The 15294-nt window shown below is 65.7% G+C and carries 15 protein-coding genes and 1 tRNA gene; 14 read left to right on the forward strand and 2 right to left on the reverse strand.

The features are described from left to right. Positions 1–77: 77 nt before the first annotated feature. Both TZ00_RS20100 and TZ00_RS11095 read left to right on the forward strand, forming a co-directional pair. Positions 78–248 (forward strand): Sp36 family protein, encoded by a 171-nt coding sequence (locus TZ00_RS20100; RefSeq protein WP_166428666.1) that lies wholly within the window; start codon positions 78–80, stop codon positions 246–248. Continuing rightward, entirely contained in the window at positions 248–718 is a 471-nt protein-coding gene (locus TZ00_RS11095; RefSeq protein WP_044441749.1) for a RidA family protein, read from the forward strand. Before TZ00_RS20100 ends, TZ00_RS11095 begins: the two co-directional genes overlap by 1 nt. Here TZ00_RS11095 and acs read toward each other — a convergent pair. Continuing rightward, a complete protein-coding gene (gene acs / locus TZ00_RS11100; RefSeq protein ID WP_044441751.1) occupies positions 715–2670 on the reverse strand; it encodes an acetate--CoA ligase in 1956 nt (651 codons plus the stop codon). The two genes, TZ00_RS11095 and acs, sit on opposite strands and share 4 nt — an antisense overlap. 398 nt (positions 2671–3068) lie before the next feature. Between acs and TZ00_RS11105 the strand changes: the two genes are divergently transcribed. The 5 genes from TZ00_RS11105 (at position 3069) to TZ00_RS18920 (ending at position 6603) form a co-directional block, all read left to right on the forward strand. Then, entirely contained in the window at positions 3069–4193 is a 1125-nt protein-coding gene (locus TZ00_RS11105; protein WP_078714067.1) for a TadA family conjugal transfer-associated ATPase, read from the forward strand. Continuing rightward, positions 4193–5125 carry a type II secretion system F family protein gene (locus tag TZ00_RS11110; RefSeq protein WP_044441753.1) on the forward strand — a complete coding sequence of 311 codons (933 nt, stop codon included), beginning with the start codon at positions 4193–4195 and terminating at the stop codon, positions 5123–5125. The genes TZ00_RS11105 and TZ00_RS11110 overlap by 1 nt, the downstream gene beginning before the upstream one ends. Positions 5126–5241: 116 nt before the next feature. Further along, positions 5242–5445 carry a DUF4244 domain-containing protein gene (locus TZ00_RS11115; RefSeq protein ID WP_044441974.1) on the forward strand — a complete coding sequence of 68 codons (204 nt, stop codon included), beginning with the start codon at positions 5242–5244 and terminating at the stop codon, positions 5443–5445. 13 nt (positions 5446–5458) lie between these two features. Then, positions 5459–5848, forward strand: coding sequence for a TadE family type IV pilus minor pilin (locus TZ00_RS11120; RefSeq protein WP_052521495.1), 390 nt, complete (start codon positions 5459–5461; stop codon positions 5846–5848). Beyond that, positions 5845–6603 carry a M15 family metallopeptidase gene (locus tag TZ00_RS18920; RefSeq protein WP_052521496.1) on the forward strand — a complete coding sequence of 253 codons (759 nt, stop codon included), beginning with the start codon at positions 5845–5847 and terminating at the stop codon, positions 6601–6603. Before TZ00_RS11120 ends, TZ00_RS18920 begins: the two co-directional genes overlap by 4 nt. A gap of 11 nt (positions 6604–6614) precedes the next feature. On the opposite strand, the gene TZ00_RS11130 is transcribed toward TZ00_RS18920, so the two are convergent. Then, positions 6615–6857 (reverse strand): hypothetical protein, encoded by a 243-nt coding sequence (locus TZ00_RS11130; protein WP_044441754.1) that lies wholly within the window; start codon positions 6855–6857, stop codon positions 6615–6617. 224 nt (positions 6858–7081) lie between these two features. Between TZ00_RS11130 and topA the strand changes: the two genes are divergently transcribed. The 7 genes from topA (at position 7082) to TZ00_RS11165 (ending at position 15264) form a co-directional block, all read left to right on the forward strand. Further along, a complete protein-coding gene (topA, locus tag TZ00_RS11135) occupies positions 7082–10006 on the forward strand; it encodes a type I DNA topoisomerase (RefSeq protein ID WP_044441756.1) in 2925 nt (974 codons plus the stop codon). Continuing rightward, on the forward strand, positions 10003–10656 hold the full coding sequence (tmk, locus tag TZ00_RS11140; RefSeq protein ID WP_044441757.1) for a dTMP kinase: 654 nt from the start codon (positions 10003–10005) through the stop codon (positions 10654–10656). The genes topA and tmk overlap by 4 nt, the downstream gene beginning before the upstream one ends. A gap of 34 nt (positions 10657–10690) precedes the next feature. After that, positions 10691–11848, forward strand: coding sequence for a DNA polymerase III subunit delta' (locus tag TZ00_RS11145; protein ID WP_044441758.1), 1158 nt, complete (start codon positions 10691–10693; stop codon positions 11846–11848). Next, on the forward strand, positions 11845–13422 hold the full coding sequence (locus TZ00_RS11150; protein WP_044441759.1) for an alpha/beta hydrolase: 1578 nt from the start codon (positions 11845–11847) through the stop codon (positions 13420–13422). The genes TZ00_RS11145 and TZ00_RS11150 overlap by 4 nt, the downstream gene beginning before the upstream one ends. Positions 13423–13424: 2 nt before the next feature. Further along, positions 13425–14063, forward strand: a complete 639-nt coding sequence (locus TZ00_RS11155) for a TetR family transcriptional regulator (RefSeq protein ID WP_044441761.1) — start codon at positions 13425–13427, stop codon at positions 14061–14063. Positions 14064–14138: 75 nt separating this feature from the next. Continuing rightward, a tRNA-Thr gene (locus TZ00_RS11160) sits at positions 14139–14214 on the forward strand. Positions 14215–14277: 63 nt separating this feature from the next. Then, complete coding sequence (locus TZ00_RS11165) at positions 14278–15264, forward strand: Gfo/Idh/MocA family protein (RefSeq protein WP_084606061.1); 987 nt, start codon at positions 14278–14280, stop codon at positions 15262–15264. Positions 15265–15294: the final 30 nt, after the last annotated feature.

A 15294-nucleotide genomic window follows, 5' to 3' on the forward strand; every position in this document is an offset into this window, starting at 1 on the left:
GCTAACCTTAGATTTCTGGGCAGACATATGCTCGAGAGTAATCGATGATGCTGGCAAATGCCCAGAAAGGAACGCGGATGCCCACTTGGGAGTACGTCACAACACCGCTCATGATCCACAACACCACGGGAATCCTGAACACCTGGGGCGCGAAGGGCTGGGAACTCGTGCAGATCGTCACGGGCCCCGAGGGCGGCCTCGTCGCCTACCTCAAGCGCCCTGTCGAAGCGGCGGGGGAGGCCTCCTGATGAGTGTCATCGCCACGCGCCTCGCCGAACTCGGCGTCATCATTCCCACCGTCGTGCCCCCGGTCGCGGCCTACATTCCCGCCGTGATCTCGGGCAACCTCGTGTTCACCGCGGGCCAGCTTCCGTTCGTCGACGGCAGCCTCGAGTACACCGGCAAGGTAGGAGACGGGCACGAGCTTGTCTCACCGTCGATCGCCAAGTCGCTCGCACAGACATCCATTCTTAATGCGCTCGCCGCGGTCGAGAACGTGATCGGCTCGCTCGACCGTGTGACGCGGGTCGTCAAGGTGACCGGTTTCGTCGCATCCGACCCGTCGTTCACGGGCCAACCCGGCGTGATCAACGGCGCATCCGAGTTTCTCGTCGACCTGTTCGGCGATCGCGGAATCCACGCGCGCTCGGCCGTCGGCGTCGCCGCGCTTCCGCTCGACGCTCCCGTCGAGATCGAGGTGATCGTCGAGTTCGCCTAGGGAGCGAGCCTGTCGGTGATGATCTGCATCACCTGCGTGTCTGCGAGGGTCGTGGTGTCTCCGACCTCACGGCCCTCGGCCACGTCTTTGAGTAGGCGCCGCATGATCTTGCCTGAGCGCGTCTTGGGCAGCTCGGCGACGAGAAAAACGGTGCGGGGCTTGGCGATAGCGCCGATCTGCTCAGCTACGTGAGCCCGAAGCAGAGCAGACGCCTCCTCGGCGGTCGCCACGTCGGCCTGGCTCGTGCGCACGATGACGAAAGCAACCACGGCTTGGCCGGTCGCCTCGTCTTCGGCCCCGACTACCGCAGCCTCGGCGACCATCGGGTGCGACACGAGCGCTGATTCGATCTCCGCCGTCGAGAGCCGGTGTCCAGACACGTTCATCACGTCGTCGACGCGACCGAGCAGCCAGAGGTCGCCGTCGCGATCCCTTCGGGCGCCGTCGCCGGCGAAGTACTTGTCTCCGAACTTGTCCCAGTAGGTCTCTTTGTAGCGCTCTGGATCGCCCCAGATTCCGCGCAGCATTGATGGCCAGGGTTCGCTCACCACGAGCAGGCCGCCCGAGTCGAGCCCGACGTCGTGGCCGTCGTCGTCGAGAACCTCGATCTGGATGCCGGGGATCGCGACCTGCGCGGAGCCCGGTTTGAGGGTGGTCACCCCGGGCAGGGCCGAGACCATGATGGCGCCGGTCTCGGTCTGCCACCAGGTGTCGACGATCGGGGTCTCGCCACCGCCGATCACATCGCGGTACCAGATCCACGCCTCGGGGTTGATCGGCTCGCCCACCGATCCGAGCAGCCGAAGACTCGTCAGATCGAACTGCTGGGGTATCTGCCGGCCGGCCTTCATGAACGATCGGATGGCGGTGGGAGCGGTGTAGAAGATCGACACGCCGTATTTCTGGATGATCTCCCACCAGCGTCCGGGGTGAGGCGAGTCTGGCGTTCCTTCGTAGAGCACCTGCGTCGCGCCGTTCGCCAGCGGGCCGTAGACCACGTAGCTGTGGCCGGTGATCCATCCGACGTCGGCCGTGCACCAGTAGACATCCGTCTCGGCGTGCAGGTCGAAAACGGACTTGTGCGTGAACGCCGTCTGGGTGAGGTAGCCGCCGGAGGTGTGCAGGATGCCCTTCGGGTTTCCCGTGGTTCCTGAGGTGTAGAGGATGAAGAGCGGGTTCTCGGCGGGGAAGGGCTTCGCCACGTGCTCGTCGTCGACAGCCACCATCTCGTCGTGCCACCAGAGATCACGGCCCTCTGTCCATTCGACATCGTTGCCGCCGCGTTTGACGACGAGCACGTGCGAGACCGTACTTTCGCCGCCGGCCGCGAGCGCGGCATCCACGGCCTTTTTCAGCGGGAATACCGACCCCTTGCGGTACCCGCCGTCGGCGGTGATGACGAGCTTGGCGCTCGCATCGTCGATGCGGCTGCGCAGGCTCTCGGCGCTGAACCCGCCGAACACCACGGAGTGCACGGCACCGATGCGGGCGACGGCGAGCATGGAGATGACCGCTTCGGGAATCATGGGCAGGTAGATTGCCACACGATCGCCCTGGCGGATGCCGAGGCTCGTCAGCAGGTTCGCCGCTCGCTTCACCTCACTGGTGAGTTCGGCGTAGGTGTAGCTGCGAGAGTCTCCCGGCTCGCCCTCCCAGTGCAGCGCAACGCGGTCGCCATTGCCGGCGAGCACATGTCGGTCGAGGCAGTTGTAGGCGACGTTGAGGGTGCCGTCGTCGAACCACTTGGCGAAAGGAGGGTTTGTCCAGTCAAGCGTGCGGGTGAACGGGGTATGCCAATGAAGCAGTTCGCGTGCCCGGTCGGCCCAGAATTGCAGGCGGTCGTTGCCGGCCGCTTCGTAAAGGTCTGCTCCCGCGACGGCGTTCGCCGCGAACTCCTCGGAAGGCGGAAAACGGCGGGCTTCGTGGAGAAGATTGTCGATGCGATTGCTCATGAACTCAGTGCGCTCCTTTGCGACGGCTGGGGCCATCTTAGCCAGCCTTGGATAGGGCGGAAAGACGGTGATGTTGCGTCACGTTGCCTTCGCGGAGTGCGACTAAGTCGGGGTCCGCTGAGAAAAAGCTGAGGGAAGTTGCGGTTATGTTTCCGGCGAGTAAACTCGTTCCCACTGGACCTCGTTTCCAGATGCAACGCATATACGGATTCCCCCGATCCAGCGTTGCTACGGCGGCACCTTTCCCCCCATTAGGTGCCGCCCCTTCTTTTTAACCGCTCTCTCTGTGCACGTCTGAGGCCGTGTTCCTGTCCTCCCCACGCGGCCGTCGGGTGAGCAGTCCACAGTCTTCGGACTGTACGCGCAACGGTGCCCTTGACGGTTCTACGTTCGTGGACATGGCGAGCAGACAGTACACGGACGACAGGCCCGACGAGGCAGCGCACGGGCGCGAACCCTTCGTCGCAGCTCCCGTGCTGAGCGCGCCTCCACCCGTGCCCGCGCCGCCGTCCCCCACCGCAGGCGCGGGCACGGACTCTGCCGGAGCACGAGCGCCGACGGCCGCGCCCCGCAGCCGCGCGGGCGCATCCGACTTCGGGCCGCTGGCCGGCTACGTCGGCGATCCCGACGTGACCGATGTCTTCGTCAACGGTCCTGGCGATCTCTGGATCGACAGGGGAGCTGGGCTCGTGCGGCAGACGGGGTGGTCGTGCCCCAGCGAGGCGAAGCTCAGGGAACTCGCCGTGGCGATCGTCGCTCGCGGAGGACGCCACATAGACGAGGCCACGCCGTGCGCCGATGTGCGGCTGCACGACGGCATACGGGTGCACGCCGCTCTTCCTCCAATCGCACCGAGGGGAACTCTGCTCTCCATCCGCATTCCGCCGCTCGATCGTCCGCGTCTCGACTCTCTGGCGGCATCCGGGTTGTTCGGCGAGGGGGCCGAGGCGGAGGGCGCCCGCGCCCTCATCGACCAGGCCGTGCGAAGCCGGGCGAATCTGCTCATCACGGGCGCCGGTGGTAGCGGAAAGACCACGTTTCTCTCAGCACTTCTGGCCGCCGCCGATCCATCCGATCGCATCATCGCGGTCGAAGACGTCGCCGAACTCCGCGTCGAGCATCCGCACTTCATTGCCCTCGAGACACGCCAGCCGAACCTCGAGGGGGCAGGCGGGGTCGGACTCGATCGGCTGTTGCGTGAGGCATTGCGCATGCGGCCGGACAGGCTCGTGCTGGGCGAGTGCCGGGGCGGCGAGATCCGTGAACTGCTCTCGGCCCTCAACACCGGGCATGATGGCGGCGCCGGAACGCTGCACGCGAACTCGCTCGACGATGTGCCTGCGCGCCTCGAGGCGCTCGGCTCGCTGGCGGCGATGAGCCCGCAGACCGTGGCCAGACAGGCCGTGAGCGCCATAGGGCTCGTGCTCCATCTCGAGCGTCGCGGTGCGCGCAGGGTTCTGGATGCCGTGGGCCGGTTCGGCATCGATGCCGCCGGTCGGCTGCGGGTCGAGGCGGTCGAGTGATGGCAGCAGATGCTCTGGCCGTCGAGGCGGTCGCCTCGGTGGTGCAACGGCTCGCGGTGATGCTCGGTGCCGGCGTCGCACCCACGAACGCGTGGCGCTATCTGGGTGACGCGGGCGAATCGCACGACCAGATCGTCGACACGGTCGCGCGATCTGTCACGGCCGGCGGCTCGATTCCTGCGGCCATCATGAGTGTCGCGTCATCGGCCGATGCCGCCCAGGCTGGTTCGGCGTGGCGAGCGGTCGCCGCGTCGTGGTTCGTCGCGAACGAGAGCGGGGCGCCGCTCGCGTCGAGCCTGCGCGAGACCGCTGACACTCTTCGCCAGCTCGGGCAACTGCATCGAGACGTCGATGCGGCGCTGGCCGGTCCCCGATCCACCGCACGGTTCGTCGGCGTGATGCCGGTGCTCGGGCTGGTGTTCGGAACCCTGTTGGGGTTCGACACGATCGGCGTGCTGTTCGGCACTCCTCTAGGGGTCGGCTGTCTCGTCGCCGGCGCGCTGCTCACCGTGGCCGCAGCGCGGTGGACATCCAGGCTTGTGGCGCGAGCGAGGCCAGCCGAATCGTCACCGGGACTGACTGCCCAACTGGTGGCCATCGGTCTCGCGGGCGGCGGCTCATTGACACGCGCCCGCGACCTCGCGATCGAGGCTCTTAGGCTGCACGATCTCGGTGAATCCGACGATCCACAACGCATCGACCGGGTGCTCGAGCTGTCACGTGCTGCGGGGGTTCCGGCCGCCGAATTACTGCAGAGCGAGGCCCGGCAGATTGGTCGTGAGGCGACGAGTCGCGCCCAGTCGCGTGCTGCAGCGCTCGGCACAACACTGATGATTCCCCTCGGTGTATGCGTGCTTCCGGCATTCATGCTGCTCGGTGTCGCGCCGATGATGATCGCCATCTTCTCCTCCACCGTGGTCGAACTCTCGTGAGCCCGCACAGATCGAGCCAGGCCGTCGAACGCATTCACCTCCTCGACGAGGCTTGGAGTCCCCACACCACTCGTGCCGAAACCGAAAGAGAGTGAGCAATGATGAGTGACCTGAATATGACCTGCCTGCGAACGGCGGGGTCAGTCGAGACTGTCGGGCACGCGCTCCGAGACGATGAGGGAGCCGCGACGGCAGAGTACGTCGTCGCCACCATGGCTGCGGTGAGTCTGGCAGGCCTCCTCGTGATGCTCCTGCGCGGCGACGCGGTGAAGCAGATCCTCATGGATCTCGTACGCACGGCCCTGAGCTTCGCCGGATAGGCGGGCCAGCACGATGCAGCAGATCCCTGTTCGCGTGGTCGGTATGTCTCACGCGTTCCGCGCACTTCGAGCCGACCGCGGCAGCGTCACCATGGAGTTCGTCACAGTGCTGCCGGCCGCGCTCGTCATCGTCGCGGCCATACTCGGAGGATTTCAGCTCATTGTGCAGCAGATGCGGGTCGCCGATGCGGCATCATCGGCGGCCCGACTGCTCGGCCGCGGTGACGACTCGGGTGCGACCGAGACAGTGGTGAAGCTCCTCGGCGGCGGCGCGGTTCTCTCCTCGAGCATCGACGGCCGATTCGTCTGTGCGACGGTCACCGTCTCGGCGTCGGCCGGCCCGTTCGCGCTCCCCGCCATTCCGGTGAGCTCGACCACGTGTGCGTTGGGAGGCGGACAATGAGTATTCGGCACCGGCTCACCGGCGACGACGGCGCGGGAGGGATGCTGGCTCTGACGGTCGCCGCGGGGGCCCTGGCCTTCTCTCTCGTCGCCCTGACGTTCTTCTCGGTGATTCCGGCGAAGGCGAGAACCAATGCGGCGGCAGACTCGGCCGCGATCGCGGCCGCCGAGTCGGCGTCGATTCAGTCGGCCGCCCAGTCGTGCGACATCGCGGCTGAGGCCGCGACCCTCAACCGGGCAACACTGCTGGGCTGCGAGGTGGTGGGAGATGAGGCCACGGTCACAGTCGGACGTGAGATCTTCACGACAATGTTCTCCGTCACCGCGCGAGCAGCGGTGCCGCGATCGACGCCCCAGACGTCGACCGCAAATGGAGCGATCCCGACCGAAGACCTGATTGTGATCTCGTATCCGGGAGTCCGTTCCGATCCGCCTGTCTACCTGCGGGCCGACGCGGCCGCCGCTCTGGTGCAGATGCTTGACGCCTATCACTCGCAGACCGGCAACTACCTTCCCGTCGACGAGGGCTATCGAGACCTCGCTGCCCAGCAGCGTGTCTTCGACGAGTACGGTTGGCCGCGCGCAGCGATTCCCGGCACGTCGAATCACGGTCAGGCCGTGGCCGTCGACTTCGTGAATCCGCCCGTTGTGCGGGGCGCACCCCCGCATGCCTGGCTCACCGACAATGCCGCGCAGTTCGGATTCGAGCCGCTCACCGATCCCGACGAACCGTGGCACTGGGACTACACCCGGTGACGCCTCGGCTCTCAGCCCAGGCGAGACTCGATGAAGCGATAGTCGACGGCCGACGGCAGTGCGGCGTTGTCGCCCTCGCCGTTGTATTCGACGCCGCTGCCGCGCAGATAGAGGTAACGCTTTGCGGTTCCCGCAGGAATCTCGAGCTGCGCGAGGGGCTCGCCCGCCTCGGTGAACTCCGTTCGAACGGTGCGTCCTTCGAGCGGACCGTCCGTGAGTTTCGCGGTGTAACTTCCGAATTCTGTCGATGTCATTTTTGCATCCTCCCCTATGAGGTCGCTTTCCATCTTCCTCACCCGTGCGATATGCGCAAGGGGTCGGCGTCGCTTCCTCGGCCCTTCCGCAATTAGGCAATCAGGGTAAAGAGGTGTGTATGGTGTGGCAGATGGGCCTTCAGTGCCCTCCGAACCCCGTCGAAGACGCTTACCCGAGATTCTCGCGAGTGGTTCGACTCTCTTTATTCTTGCTGAGGAGCACAGTGCCAGGCCCGAAAAAGCTCGTGATCGTCGAGTCCCCGACCAAGGTCAAGTCCATCGCCCAGTACCTCGGCGACGGTTTCGAGGTGCAGGCGTCTGTCGGTCACATCCGCGACCTCATCGAGCCCAAGAACCTGCCCGCTGAGCTCAAGACCGGGTCTCTTGGCAAGTTCTCGGTCGACGTCGAGAAGGGCTTCGCGCCTTACTACGTCGTGAGCGATGCCAAGAAGAAGACGGTTGCAGAGCTGAAGAAAGCCCTGGCCGGTGCCAGCGAGCTCTACCTCGCAACTGATGAAGACCGCGAGGGCGAGGCCATCGCGTGGCACCTTCTCGAGGTGCTGAAGCCCAAGGTTCCGGTGCACCGCATGGTGTTCCACGAGATCACCCGCGAGGCCATCGAGAAGGCGCGTGACAACACCCGTCAGATCGACGGTGCGCTCGTCGACGCGCAGGAGACCCGGCGGATCCTCGACCGGCTCTACGGCTACGAGGTGTCGCCGGTTCTCTGGCGCAAGATCGGGCCCGGCCTCTCGGCCGGCCGTGTTCAGTCAGCTGCGACGAGGCTTGTCGTCGAGCGTGAGCGCGAGCGGCTTGCATTCACGGCCGCCGGTTACTGGGACCTCACAGCGCAGCTCTCCCCGGAACTCGATCAGCTCTCGAAGTCGGAGGGTTTCGAATCGAGGCTTGCGCGGATCAACGGAGAACGCGTGGCCTCTGGCCGCGACTTCGACGAGAACGGCAAGCTCAAGTCGAAGGCGACGCCCCTCGACGAGGCAGGCGCGAAGGCGCTCGCAGCGGCGCTCGCTGCTCCCGGCGTGAACATCGCGGTCTCGTCTGTCGATTCGAAGCCCTACACCCGGCGACCGGCAGCCCCGTTCACTACCTCCACGCTGCAGCAGGAGGCGTCGCGCAAGCTTCGCTTCTCGGCCCGACAGACAATGAGCGTCGCCCAGTCTCTCTACGAGAACGGGTACATCACCTATATGCGAACCGACTCACCGTCGCTGTCGCAGCAGGCGCTCAACGCGGCACGGTCGCAGGCCAAGTCCCTGTACGGAGCAGAGACCGTCCCCGACAAGCCGCGCCTCTACGCAGGCAAGAGCAAGAACGCGCAAGAGGCCCACGAGGCGATCCGTCCGGCAGGCGAGACGTTCCGCACGCCGACCCAGCTGGCATCCACTCTGCGGGGCAACGACTTCAAGCTCTACGACCTGATCTGGAAGCGCACCGTCGCGTCGCAGATGGCCGATGCGAAAGGTGTGACGGCATCCGTCACTATCGCCGCCGGCCCGACCATCGTCGAGGGAATGACCGAGCCGGCACTCGCGGAATTCACGGCCAGTGGAACCGTCATCACGTTCCGCGGCTTCCTGCACGCCTACGAAGAGGGGCAGGACGAAGACCGCAACGGCCCCACTGAGCCCGCCGAGGCCAAGCTTCCGCCTTTGAAAGAGGGCCAGCTGCTGCGCGCGGTCTCGGTCGACGCCGCGGGTCATGAGACCTCGCCGCCGCCCCGTTACACAGAGGCGAGCCTGGTGAAGACGCTCGACGAACTCGGCATCGGTCGTCCGTCGACATATGCGTCCATCATCTCGACCATCATCGACCGAGGCTATGTGTCGCCCCGAGGCCAGGCGCTCGTGCCGAGCTGGATCGCGTTCTCGGTCGTGCGGCTTCTCGAGGACTACTTCGGCGATCTGGTCAACTACGACTTCACTGCGACGCTCGAGAACGACCTCGACCGCATCGCCGGGGGAGAAGAAGACCGCGTCGACTGGCTGAACGGGTTCTACTTCGGCAACGAGGGGCACCGGGGGCTGCGTAACGTCATCGACAACCTCGGCGACATCGACGCGCGCACTGTCAACTCGGTGGTCATCGCCCCGGACATCACGCTTCGCATCGGCAAGTACGGTCCGTACCTCGAGGTGCGCGAAGACGGGGCGGCGGAAGACGCCGTGCCACGCAGGGTGAACATTCCCGCGGATCTCGCGCCCGACGAGCTGACGGAAGCGAAAGCGCGAGAACTTATCGACGCTCCCGTGGTCGTTGATCGCGTCATCGGCGTGAATCCCGAGACAGGTAAGAACGTCGTCGCGAAAGACGGTCGATTCGGCCCCTACGTCACCGAGGTCGACCCCGAGCCCGAGACCCCCGCCGAGGTGACCGCTCCTGCGGCCGAGTCGGCGTCGGCCGTCGTCGCCGACGGAGCGGTCAAGAAGGCACCCGCCCGCAAGGCAGCGGCGAAGAAGAGCACGGCTCCCAAGCCACGCACCGCGTCTCTGTTCAAGTCGATGGATCTGGCCACGATCGACATCGAGACGGCCCTCCGTCTGCTCGACCTCCCTCGCGTCGTCGGTGACGACCCTGAATCGGGCGAGCCGATCACCGCGCAGAACGGCAAATTCGGCCCGTACCTCAAGAAGGGCACCGACACCCGGTCGATCACCAGCGAAGACCTGATCTTCGAGATCGACCTGCCGGGCGCACTCGAACTGTTCGCGCAGCCCAAGTACGGGGCGCGGCGAGCATCGTCGGCCCTCAAGGAGTTCGAGGCCGACCCCGAGAGTGGCAAGCCCATTCGCATCAAAGACGGGCGGTTCGGCGCGTATGTCACCGACGGTGTGACGAACGCGACCATTCCGAAGGGGGAGACGGTCGAGGAGGTCGACTTCGAGCGCGCGGTGCAGCTGCTGGCAGACAAGCGTGCAAAGGGGCCCGCGGCCCCGCGCAAGACCGCCGCAAAGAAGGCGCCGGTCAAGAAGGCGGCCGTGAAGAAGCCCGTGGCAAAGAAGGCTCCCGTCAAGAGGACGACCGCGACCAAGGCCGCCGCGACGACTGACGCCTCGGCGACGGCCGCCAAGCCTGCCGTGCGCAAGACTCCCGTGAAGAAGTCCCCGGCGACGAAGGCTGCGCCCACGACGTGACCGCACCCGGACTCTTCATCACTCTCGAGGGCGGCGACGGCTCGGGCAAATCCACCCAGGCCGCGCTCCTCGAGCAGTGGCTCGACGGCAAGCACCGAACGGTGGTGCGCACCCGAGAGCCTGGCGGAACGGACTTCGGCGCGGAGGTGCGCGAGATCGTGCTGCACAGCCGCGGGCACATCAGTCCGCGGGCCGAAGCGCTTCTCTATGCGGCCGACAGGGCGCATCACATCAGCACGAAGGTGCGCCCGGCGCTCGAACGCGGTGACGTCGTCATTCAAGACAGGTACCTCGACTCGTCGGTGGCCTATCAGGGTGCCGGTCGTGTGCTCGACTCGGCCGAGATCAGGAGTCTGTCGCTCTGGGCCGCCGAGGGGCTCCTGCCCGACCTCACGATCCTGCTCGACCTCGACGAAGACGAGGCACGCACGCGACTCGACGGATCACGTACACGGTTCGATCGACTCGAGAACGAGAAGAGCGAGTTCCACGCCAGAGTCCGAGCAGCATTCCTCGCACTCGCGCGGGCCGAGCCCGAGCGCTTCCTCGTTCTCGACGCATCGCAGTCGCCCGAGTCGCTCGCCGCACGGATCCGGGCCGCAGTGGAGCCGCTTCTCGGCTACGCGTCGGCGGGAACCGACGCATCCTGAGGCCTCTGTCGCCGGCTCCAGGTAAGTTGTCTCTATGACCGTGTGGAACGACTTGACGGGCCAAGACGATGCGATCGCCATCTTCCGAGCCGCGGCAGACCCCGCGAACTCGGGCGATTCGATGACGCACTCCTGGCTCATCACCGGTCCTCCCGGGTCGGGGCGTTCCAACCTCGCCTACGCGTTCGCAGCGGCACTGCTCAGCAGGCACGGCGCAGACGGCGACCCGGCCACCACGCGCCAGGTCGAGGCGCGCACTCATCCCGATCTTGCAGTTCTCACCACCGAGCGGGTCATCATCTCGATCGAGGAGGTGCGCAAGCTCGTCTCGAGTTCGCAGTTCTCACCGTCGGTCGGGCGCTACCGTGTGATGGTCATCGAAGATGCCGACCGCATGGTCGAGCGAACCAGCAACGTGCTGCTGAAGGCACTCGAGGAACCGCCGGAGCGAACGGTGTGGATTCTCTGTGCGCCGAGCGAGGCCGATCTCATCCCGACGATCCGCTCGCGTGTTCGTTCGGTTCGCCTGCGGGTGCCTCGGGTCGATGAGGTCGCGGCACTCATCGAAAGGCGAGACAACGTCGATCCACAGGTCGCAGAGCGCGCGGCTCGCGAGGCGCAGAGCCATATCGGCATGGCCCACCGCCTCGCCACGAACGACGAGGCGCGAGCCCGACGCGACGAAACCCTGAGCCTTGCCCTGGGCATCCAGAACGTGCCGCAGGCCGTCGTCGCGGCCGCGCGGCTCATGGAGATCGCCGGCGACGACGCCAAGGCGATCACGCTCGAGCGCGACGCCGAAGAGCGCGAGAGCACGCTGCGCTCGATGGGCGTCGAGGCGGGGCAGGCCGTGCCGCCCGCCCTCCGCTCGCAGATCAAGACCCTCGAAGACGATCAGAAGCGCCGGGCGACTCGGAGCCTTCGCGACGGACTCGATCGCATTCTCGTCGACCTCATGTCGCTCTATCGAGATATTCTCCTCGTGCAGCTGAGTTCAGGGCTGCCCACCATCAATTCCGCCATCCAACCACGACTCGACGAGATCGCGGCCGGCAGCGACCCAGCAGACACGCTTGCGGTGCTCGACGCGCTCGCCGTCGCTCGCCGTCGAATCGCTGCCAACGTCGCGCCCGCGCTCGCACTCGAGGCCGCCCTCATCACCGCTACCCGCCAACGAAGGACAACTCCGTGACAGCCACCACTCCGCGCCGCAGGCGACGGTTCGCCTCTCTCGCAGTCGCCGCTCTTGCGGTCACCGTTCTCGTCTCGGGCTGCACGACGTGGTTCGTCGAGCGCGACTCATCGGGCGGCAGTGACAAGCCGGTGGCGCAGTCGACTCCGGCGGCAGAAGACGTCGATGCCGATCTTCGTCCGTTCTACGACCAAGTTCTCAACTGGACCGACTGCGGCGACGGACTCCAGTGCGCCGAAGCCAAGGCTCCGCTCGACTGGCAGAACCCCTCGGCGTCCGACATATCGTTGGCCCTTATCAAGCACCCGGCGAGCGCACCGGGCGAGCGTCTCGGCTCCCTGCTCGTCAACCCGGGAGGGCCGGGCGGCTCTGGCTACGACTTCGTCAAAGACAGCCTCGATTTCGCGGTCAGCGATAAGCTGCAGGCCCAGTACGACGTAGTCGGTTTCGACCCGCGAGGCGTCGGCCGGTCGTCTGCAGTGACCTGTCTCACCGATAAAGAGATGGACTCGTACCTGTACGACGTGCTTCCCGGCGCGCGGGGATCGCAGGAGTGGCTCGACGCCTACACCGCATCGTCGAAGAACTTCGCTGCCTCGTGCGAGAAGAACAGTCCGGAGCTGCTGGGGCATGTCGACACGGTCAGCGCCGCGCGCGATCTCGATCTGCTGCGCGCCACGCTGGGCGACAGCAAGCTCAATTACCTCGGGTACTCCTATGGAACGTTCCTGGGGTCGACCTACGCCGATCTCTATCCGCAGAAGGTCGGCAGACTCGTGCTCGACGGAGCCCTCGATCCGACCTCGAGTAACTTCGATGTGAGTGTCGGTCAGGCGGTCGGTTTCGAGAACGCGATCAAGGCATATCTCGCCGACTGCCTCACGAAGTCGTCGTGCCCTTTCAAGGGCAGCGTCGACGACGGCATGGCCAAGATCGGCGAGCTGCTCGCCCAGGTAGACGCCAGTCCGATCAGGGCATCGGATGGGCGAGAACTGGGGTCGTCGAGCATGCTCACGGCCATCATCTACCCGCTCTACAACGCAGAGAACTGGAGCTACCTGAGCGACATGTTCTCTGACGTCTTCGCGGGCAACGCCGACTACGCCATGCAGTTCGCAGACGGCTATAACGGCCGCGGTTCCGACGGCAAGTACGCCGACAACTCGACCGAGGCCTTTATGGCGATCAACTGTCTCGACTACGCGTACACGAACGACCCTGTCGTTGTGCAGAAGCAGAACGCCGACCTCGTTGCGGCCGCCCCGACGGTGGGCCCATGGTGGAGCTACGGCGACATCTCGTGCGACGTCTGGCCCGACAAGACCACGCGCACACCGCACGCCGTGACGGCACAGGGCGCGGCGCCGATCCTCGTCGTCGGCACCACCGGCGACCCGGCGACCCCCTATGCCTGGGCGCAGAGTCTTGCCAGCCAGCTGTCAAGCGGCCAGCTGATCACCTTCGTCGGAGAGGGACACACGGCATACGGCTCGTCGAGCTGCGTCAAGCAGATCGTCGACGAATACTTCCTCAAGGGCACTGTGCCGACATCCGATCCGCGGTGCACGAGTTGACCATGACTTCTGTAGTCCTAGACGAGAGCGTCGGCCTCCGTGAACGAAAGCGGCGCGCCACGAGCCGCACCATTCAGTTCGCCGTGCTCGAGCTGGCCGCAGAGCGCGGCCTCGACCAGGTCACGGTCGACGAGATCAGCCGCGTCGCCAACGTCTCGCCTCGCACTTTCTTCAACTACTTTCCCTCGAAAGAGGCTGCGATGGTGGGCGAGAATCCTTTCGAGGCGCAATCCGAACTGATCGATGCCTTCGTCCAGGGCGATCCCGCCCGCGACATCTTCGACGTACTCCTCGAGCTGATGCAGCAGGTAGCGCTGCTCGGCACCGGTGATCGAGAGCTGCATCAGCTCCGCCGCCAGGTGCTGCGCGACTATCCAGAGCTGTTGGTCCTGAAGATCACCGGCATGCGTGGCTTCGAGGCTGCGCTGGCCGAGGCGATCGCGCGCCGCCTGACGGCGCAAGGCGCCGTTTCCGCATCGACGGATGCGGCCGGCTCGTTCGACGTGCGCGCGAGGCTCACCGCGATGGTCGCCATGGCAGCAATGCGTCACGCCTTCACACTGTGGGCCGACGGAGACGACGACGAGTCGCTCGCTGAGAAGCTCGTCGAGTCTTTCGCCCTGTTGAGGCAGGTGCTCTGAGGGAGTGTCAGCGAAGCCTGCCGACATCGGCTAGGATTTGTTGCTGTGCCATTCGCTGTGAAATGCGGTGGCCAGGCCGCCTTAGCTCAGTCGGTAGAGCGATTCACTCGTAATGAATAGGTCATCAGTTCGATTCTGATAGGCGGCCCCACCACGAGAAAGCCCGGATGATCCGGGCTTTCTTTCGTTGAGTGTTCGACTTCGAAGGAGAATCGTGTCCACTCCATTCCGCTGGGGAATCCTCGGCACCGGCGGGATCGCCGAAATGTTCGTGACCGATCTGCGAGCCACGGGCATCCAGGTCGCTGCCGTCGGTTCTCGCAGTCAGGAGTCCGCAGACGCGTTCGGCGCCCGTTTCGACATCGCCGCTCGGCATCCGACGTACGAGGCTCTGGTCGCCGATCCTGACATCGATGCGGTCTATGTGGCCACGCCGCATCCGATGCACGCCGAGAACGCTCTTCTCGCCATCGAGGCGGGCAAGCACGTGCTGGTCGAGAAACCCTTCACTCTGAACGCGGGCGAAGCTGCCGAGGTAGCCGAAGCGGCACGTCGCGCCGGCGTAGTTGTGCTCGAAGCCATGTGGACGAGGTTCTTGCCGTCGATGGTGCGCATCCGCGAGATCATCGCCGCCGGAACCCTCGGCGACGTGCGCACGCTCATCGCCGACCATGACCAGTTGCTGCCCTCCGACCCCCAGCACCGCATCAACAACCCTGAACTGGGCGGCGGCGCGCTGCTCGACCTCGGCGTCTACCCCGTGTCATTTGCCGTCGACCTGTTCGGCGCACCGACCTCGGTCACCGCCAGGGGCGACAAGACGGCGACGGGTGTCGACCGGCAGGTGGCACTGATTCTCGAACACGCCGGTGGTGCGATCTCCGTTCTGCACACCGCACTCGACACCCGGGGGGCGAATACCGCCACCGTCGTGGGCACCGAGGGGCGAATCGAGATCGACTCCGTCTGGTACAACCAGGCGAGCTTCACCGTGTACGCGGGCAAAGACGGCGGGGTGGCCGAGCGCTACGACGAGAAGGTCGTCTCGCGAGGCATGCAGTTTCAGGCGTGGGAGCTCGAGCGCATCGTGCGGGACGGGCGTCGTGAAAGCGCCCTCCTCCCCATCGACGAGAGTGTGGCGATCATGGCTGTGCTCGATGAGGCGCGTCGCCAGGTCGGTGTCGCCTACCCCGGCGAATAGAAGTCCCCGGGGCCGAATTCCAGGCCCGGG

Origin of the sequence: Agreia bicolorata (assembly GCF_000938265.1) — a bacterium.
In the GTDB taxonomy this organism is placed as follows: domain Bacteria; phylum Actinomycetota; class Actinomycetes; order Actinomycetales; family Microbacteriaceae; genus Agreia; species Agreia bicolorata.

Excerpts from the sequence above, each read along its gene's own strand:
- TZ00_RS20100 (WP_166428666.1), top strand. The coding sequence starts at position 78 with ATGCCCACTTGGGAGTACGTCACAACACCGCTCATGATCCACAACACC.
- TZ00_RS11095 (WP_044441749.1), top strand. The coding sequence starts at position 248 with ATGAGTGTCATCGCCACGCGCCTCGCCGAACTCGGCGTCATCATTCCC.
- acs (WP_044441751.1), bottom strand. The coding sequence starts at position 2,670 with ATGAGCAATCGCATCGACAATCTTCTCCACGAAGCCCGCCGTTTTCCG.
- TZ00_RS11105 (WP_078714067.1), top strand. The coding sequence starts at position 3,069 with ATGGCGAGCAGACAGTACACGGACGACAGGCCCGACGAGGCAGCGCAC.
- TZ00_RS11110 (WP_044441753.1), top strand. The coding sequence starts at position 4,193 with ATGGCAGCAGATGCTCTGGCCGTCGAGGCGGTCGCCTCGGTGGTGCAA.
- TZ00_RS11115 (WP_044441974.1), top strand. The coding sequence starts at position 5,242 with ATGACCTGCCTGCGAACGGCGGGGTCAGTCGAGACTGTCGGGCACGCG.
- TZ00_RS11120 (WP_052521495.1), top strand. The coding sequence starts at position 5,459 with ATGCAGCAGATCCCTGTTCGCGTGGTCGGTATGTCTCACGCGTTCCGC.
- TZ00_RS18920 (WP_052521496.1), top strand. The coding sequence starts at position 5,845 with ATGAGTATTCGGCACCGGCTCACCGGCGACGACGGCGCGGGAGGGATG.
- TZ00_RS11130 (WP_044441754.1), bottom strand. The coding sequence starts at position 6,857 with ATGACATCGACAGAATTCGGAAGTTACACCGCGAAACTCACGGACGGT.
- TZ00_RS11145 (WP_044441758.1), top strand. The coding sequence starts at position 10,691 with ATGACCGTGTGGAACGACTTGACGGGCCAAGACGATGCGATCGCCATC.
- TZ00_RS11155 (WP_044441761.1), top strand. The coding sequence starts at position 13,425 with ATGACTTCTGTAGTCCTAGACGAGAGCGTCGGCCTCCGTGAACGAAAG.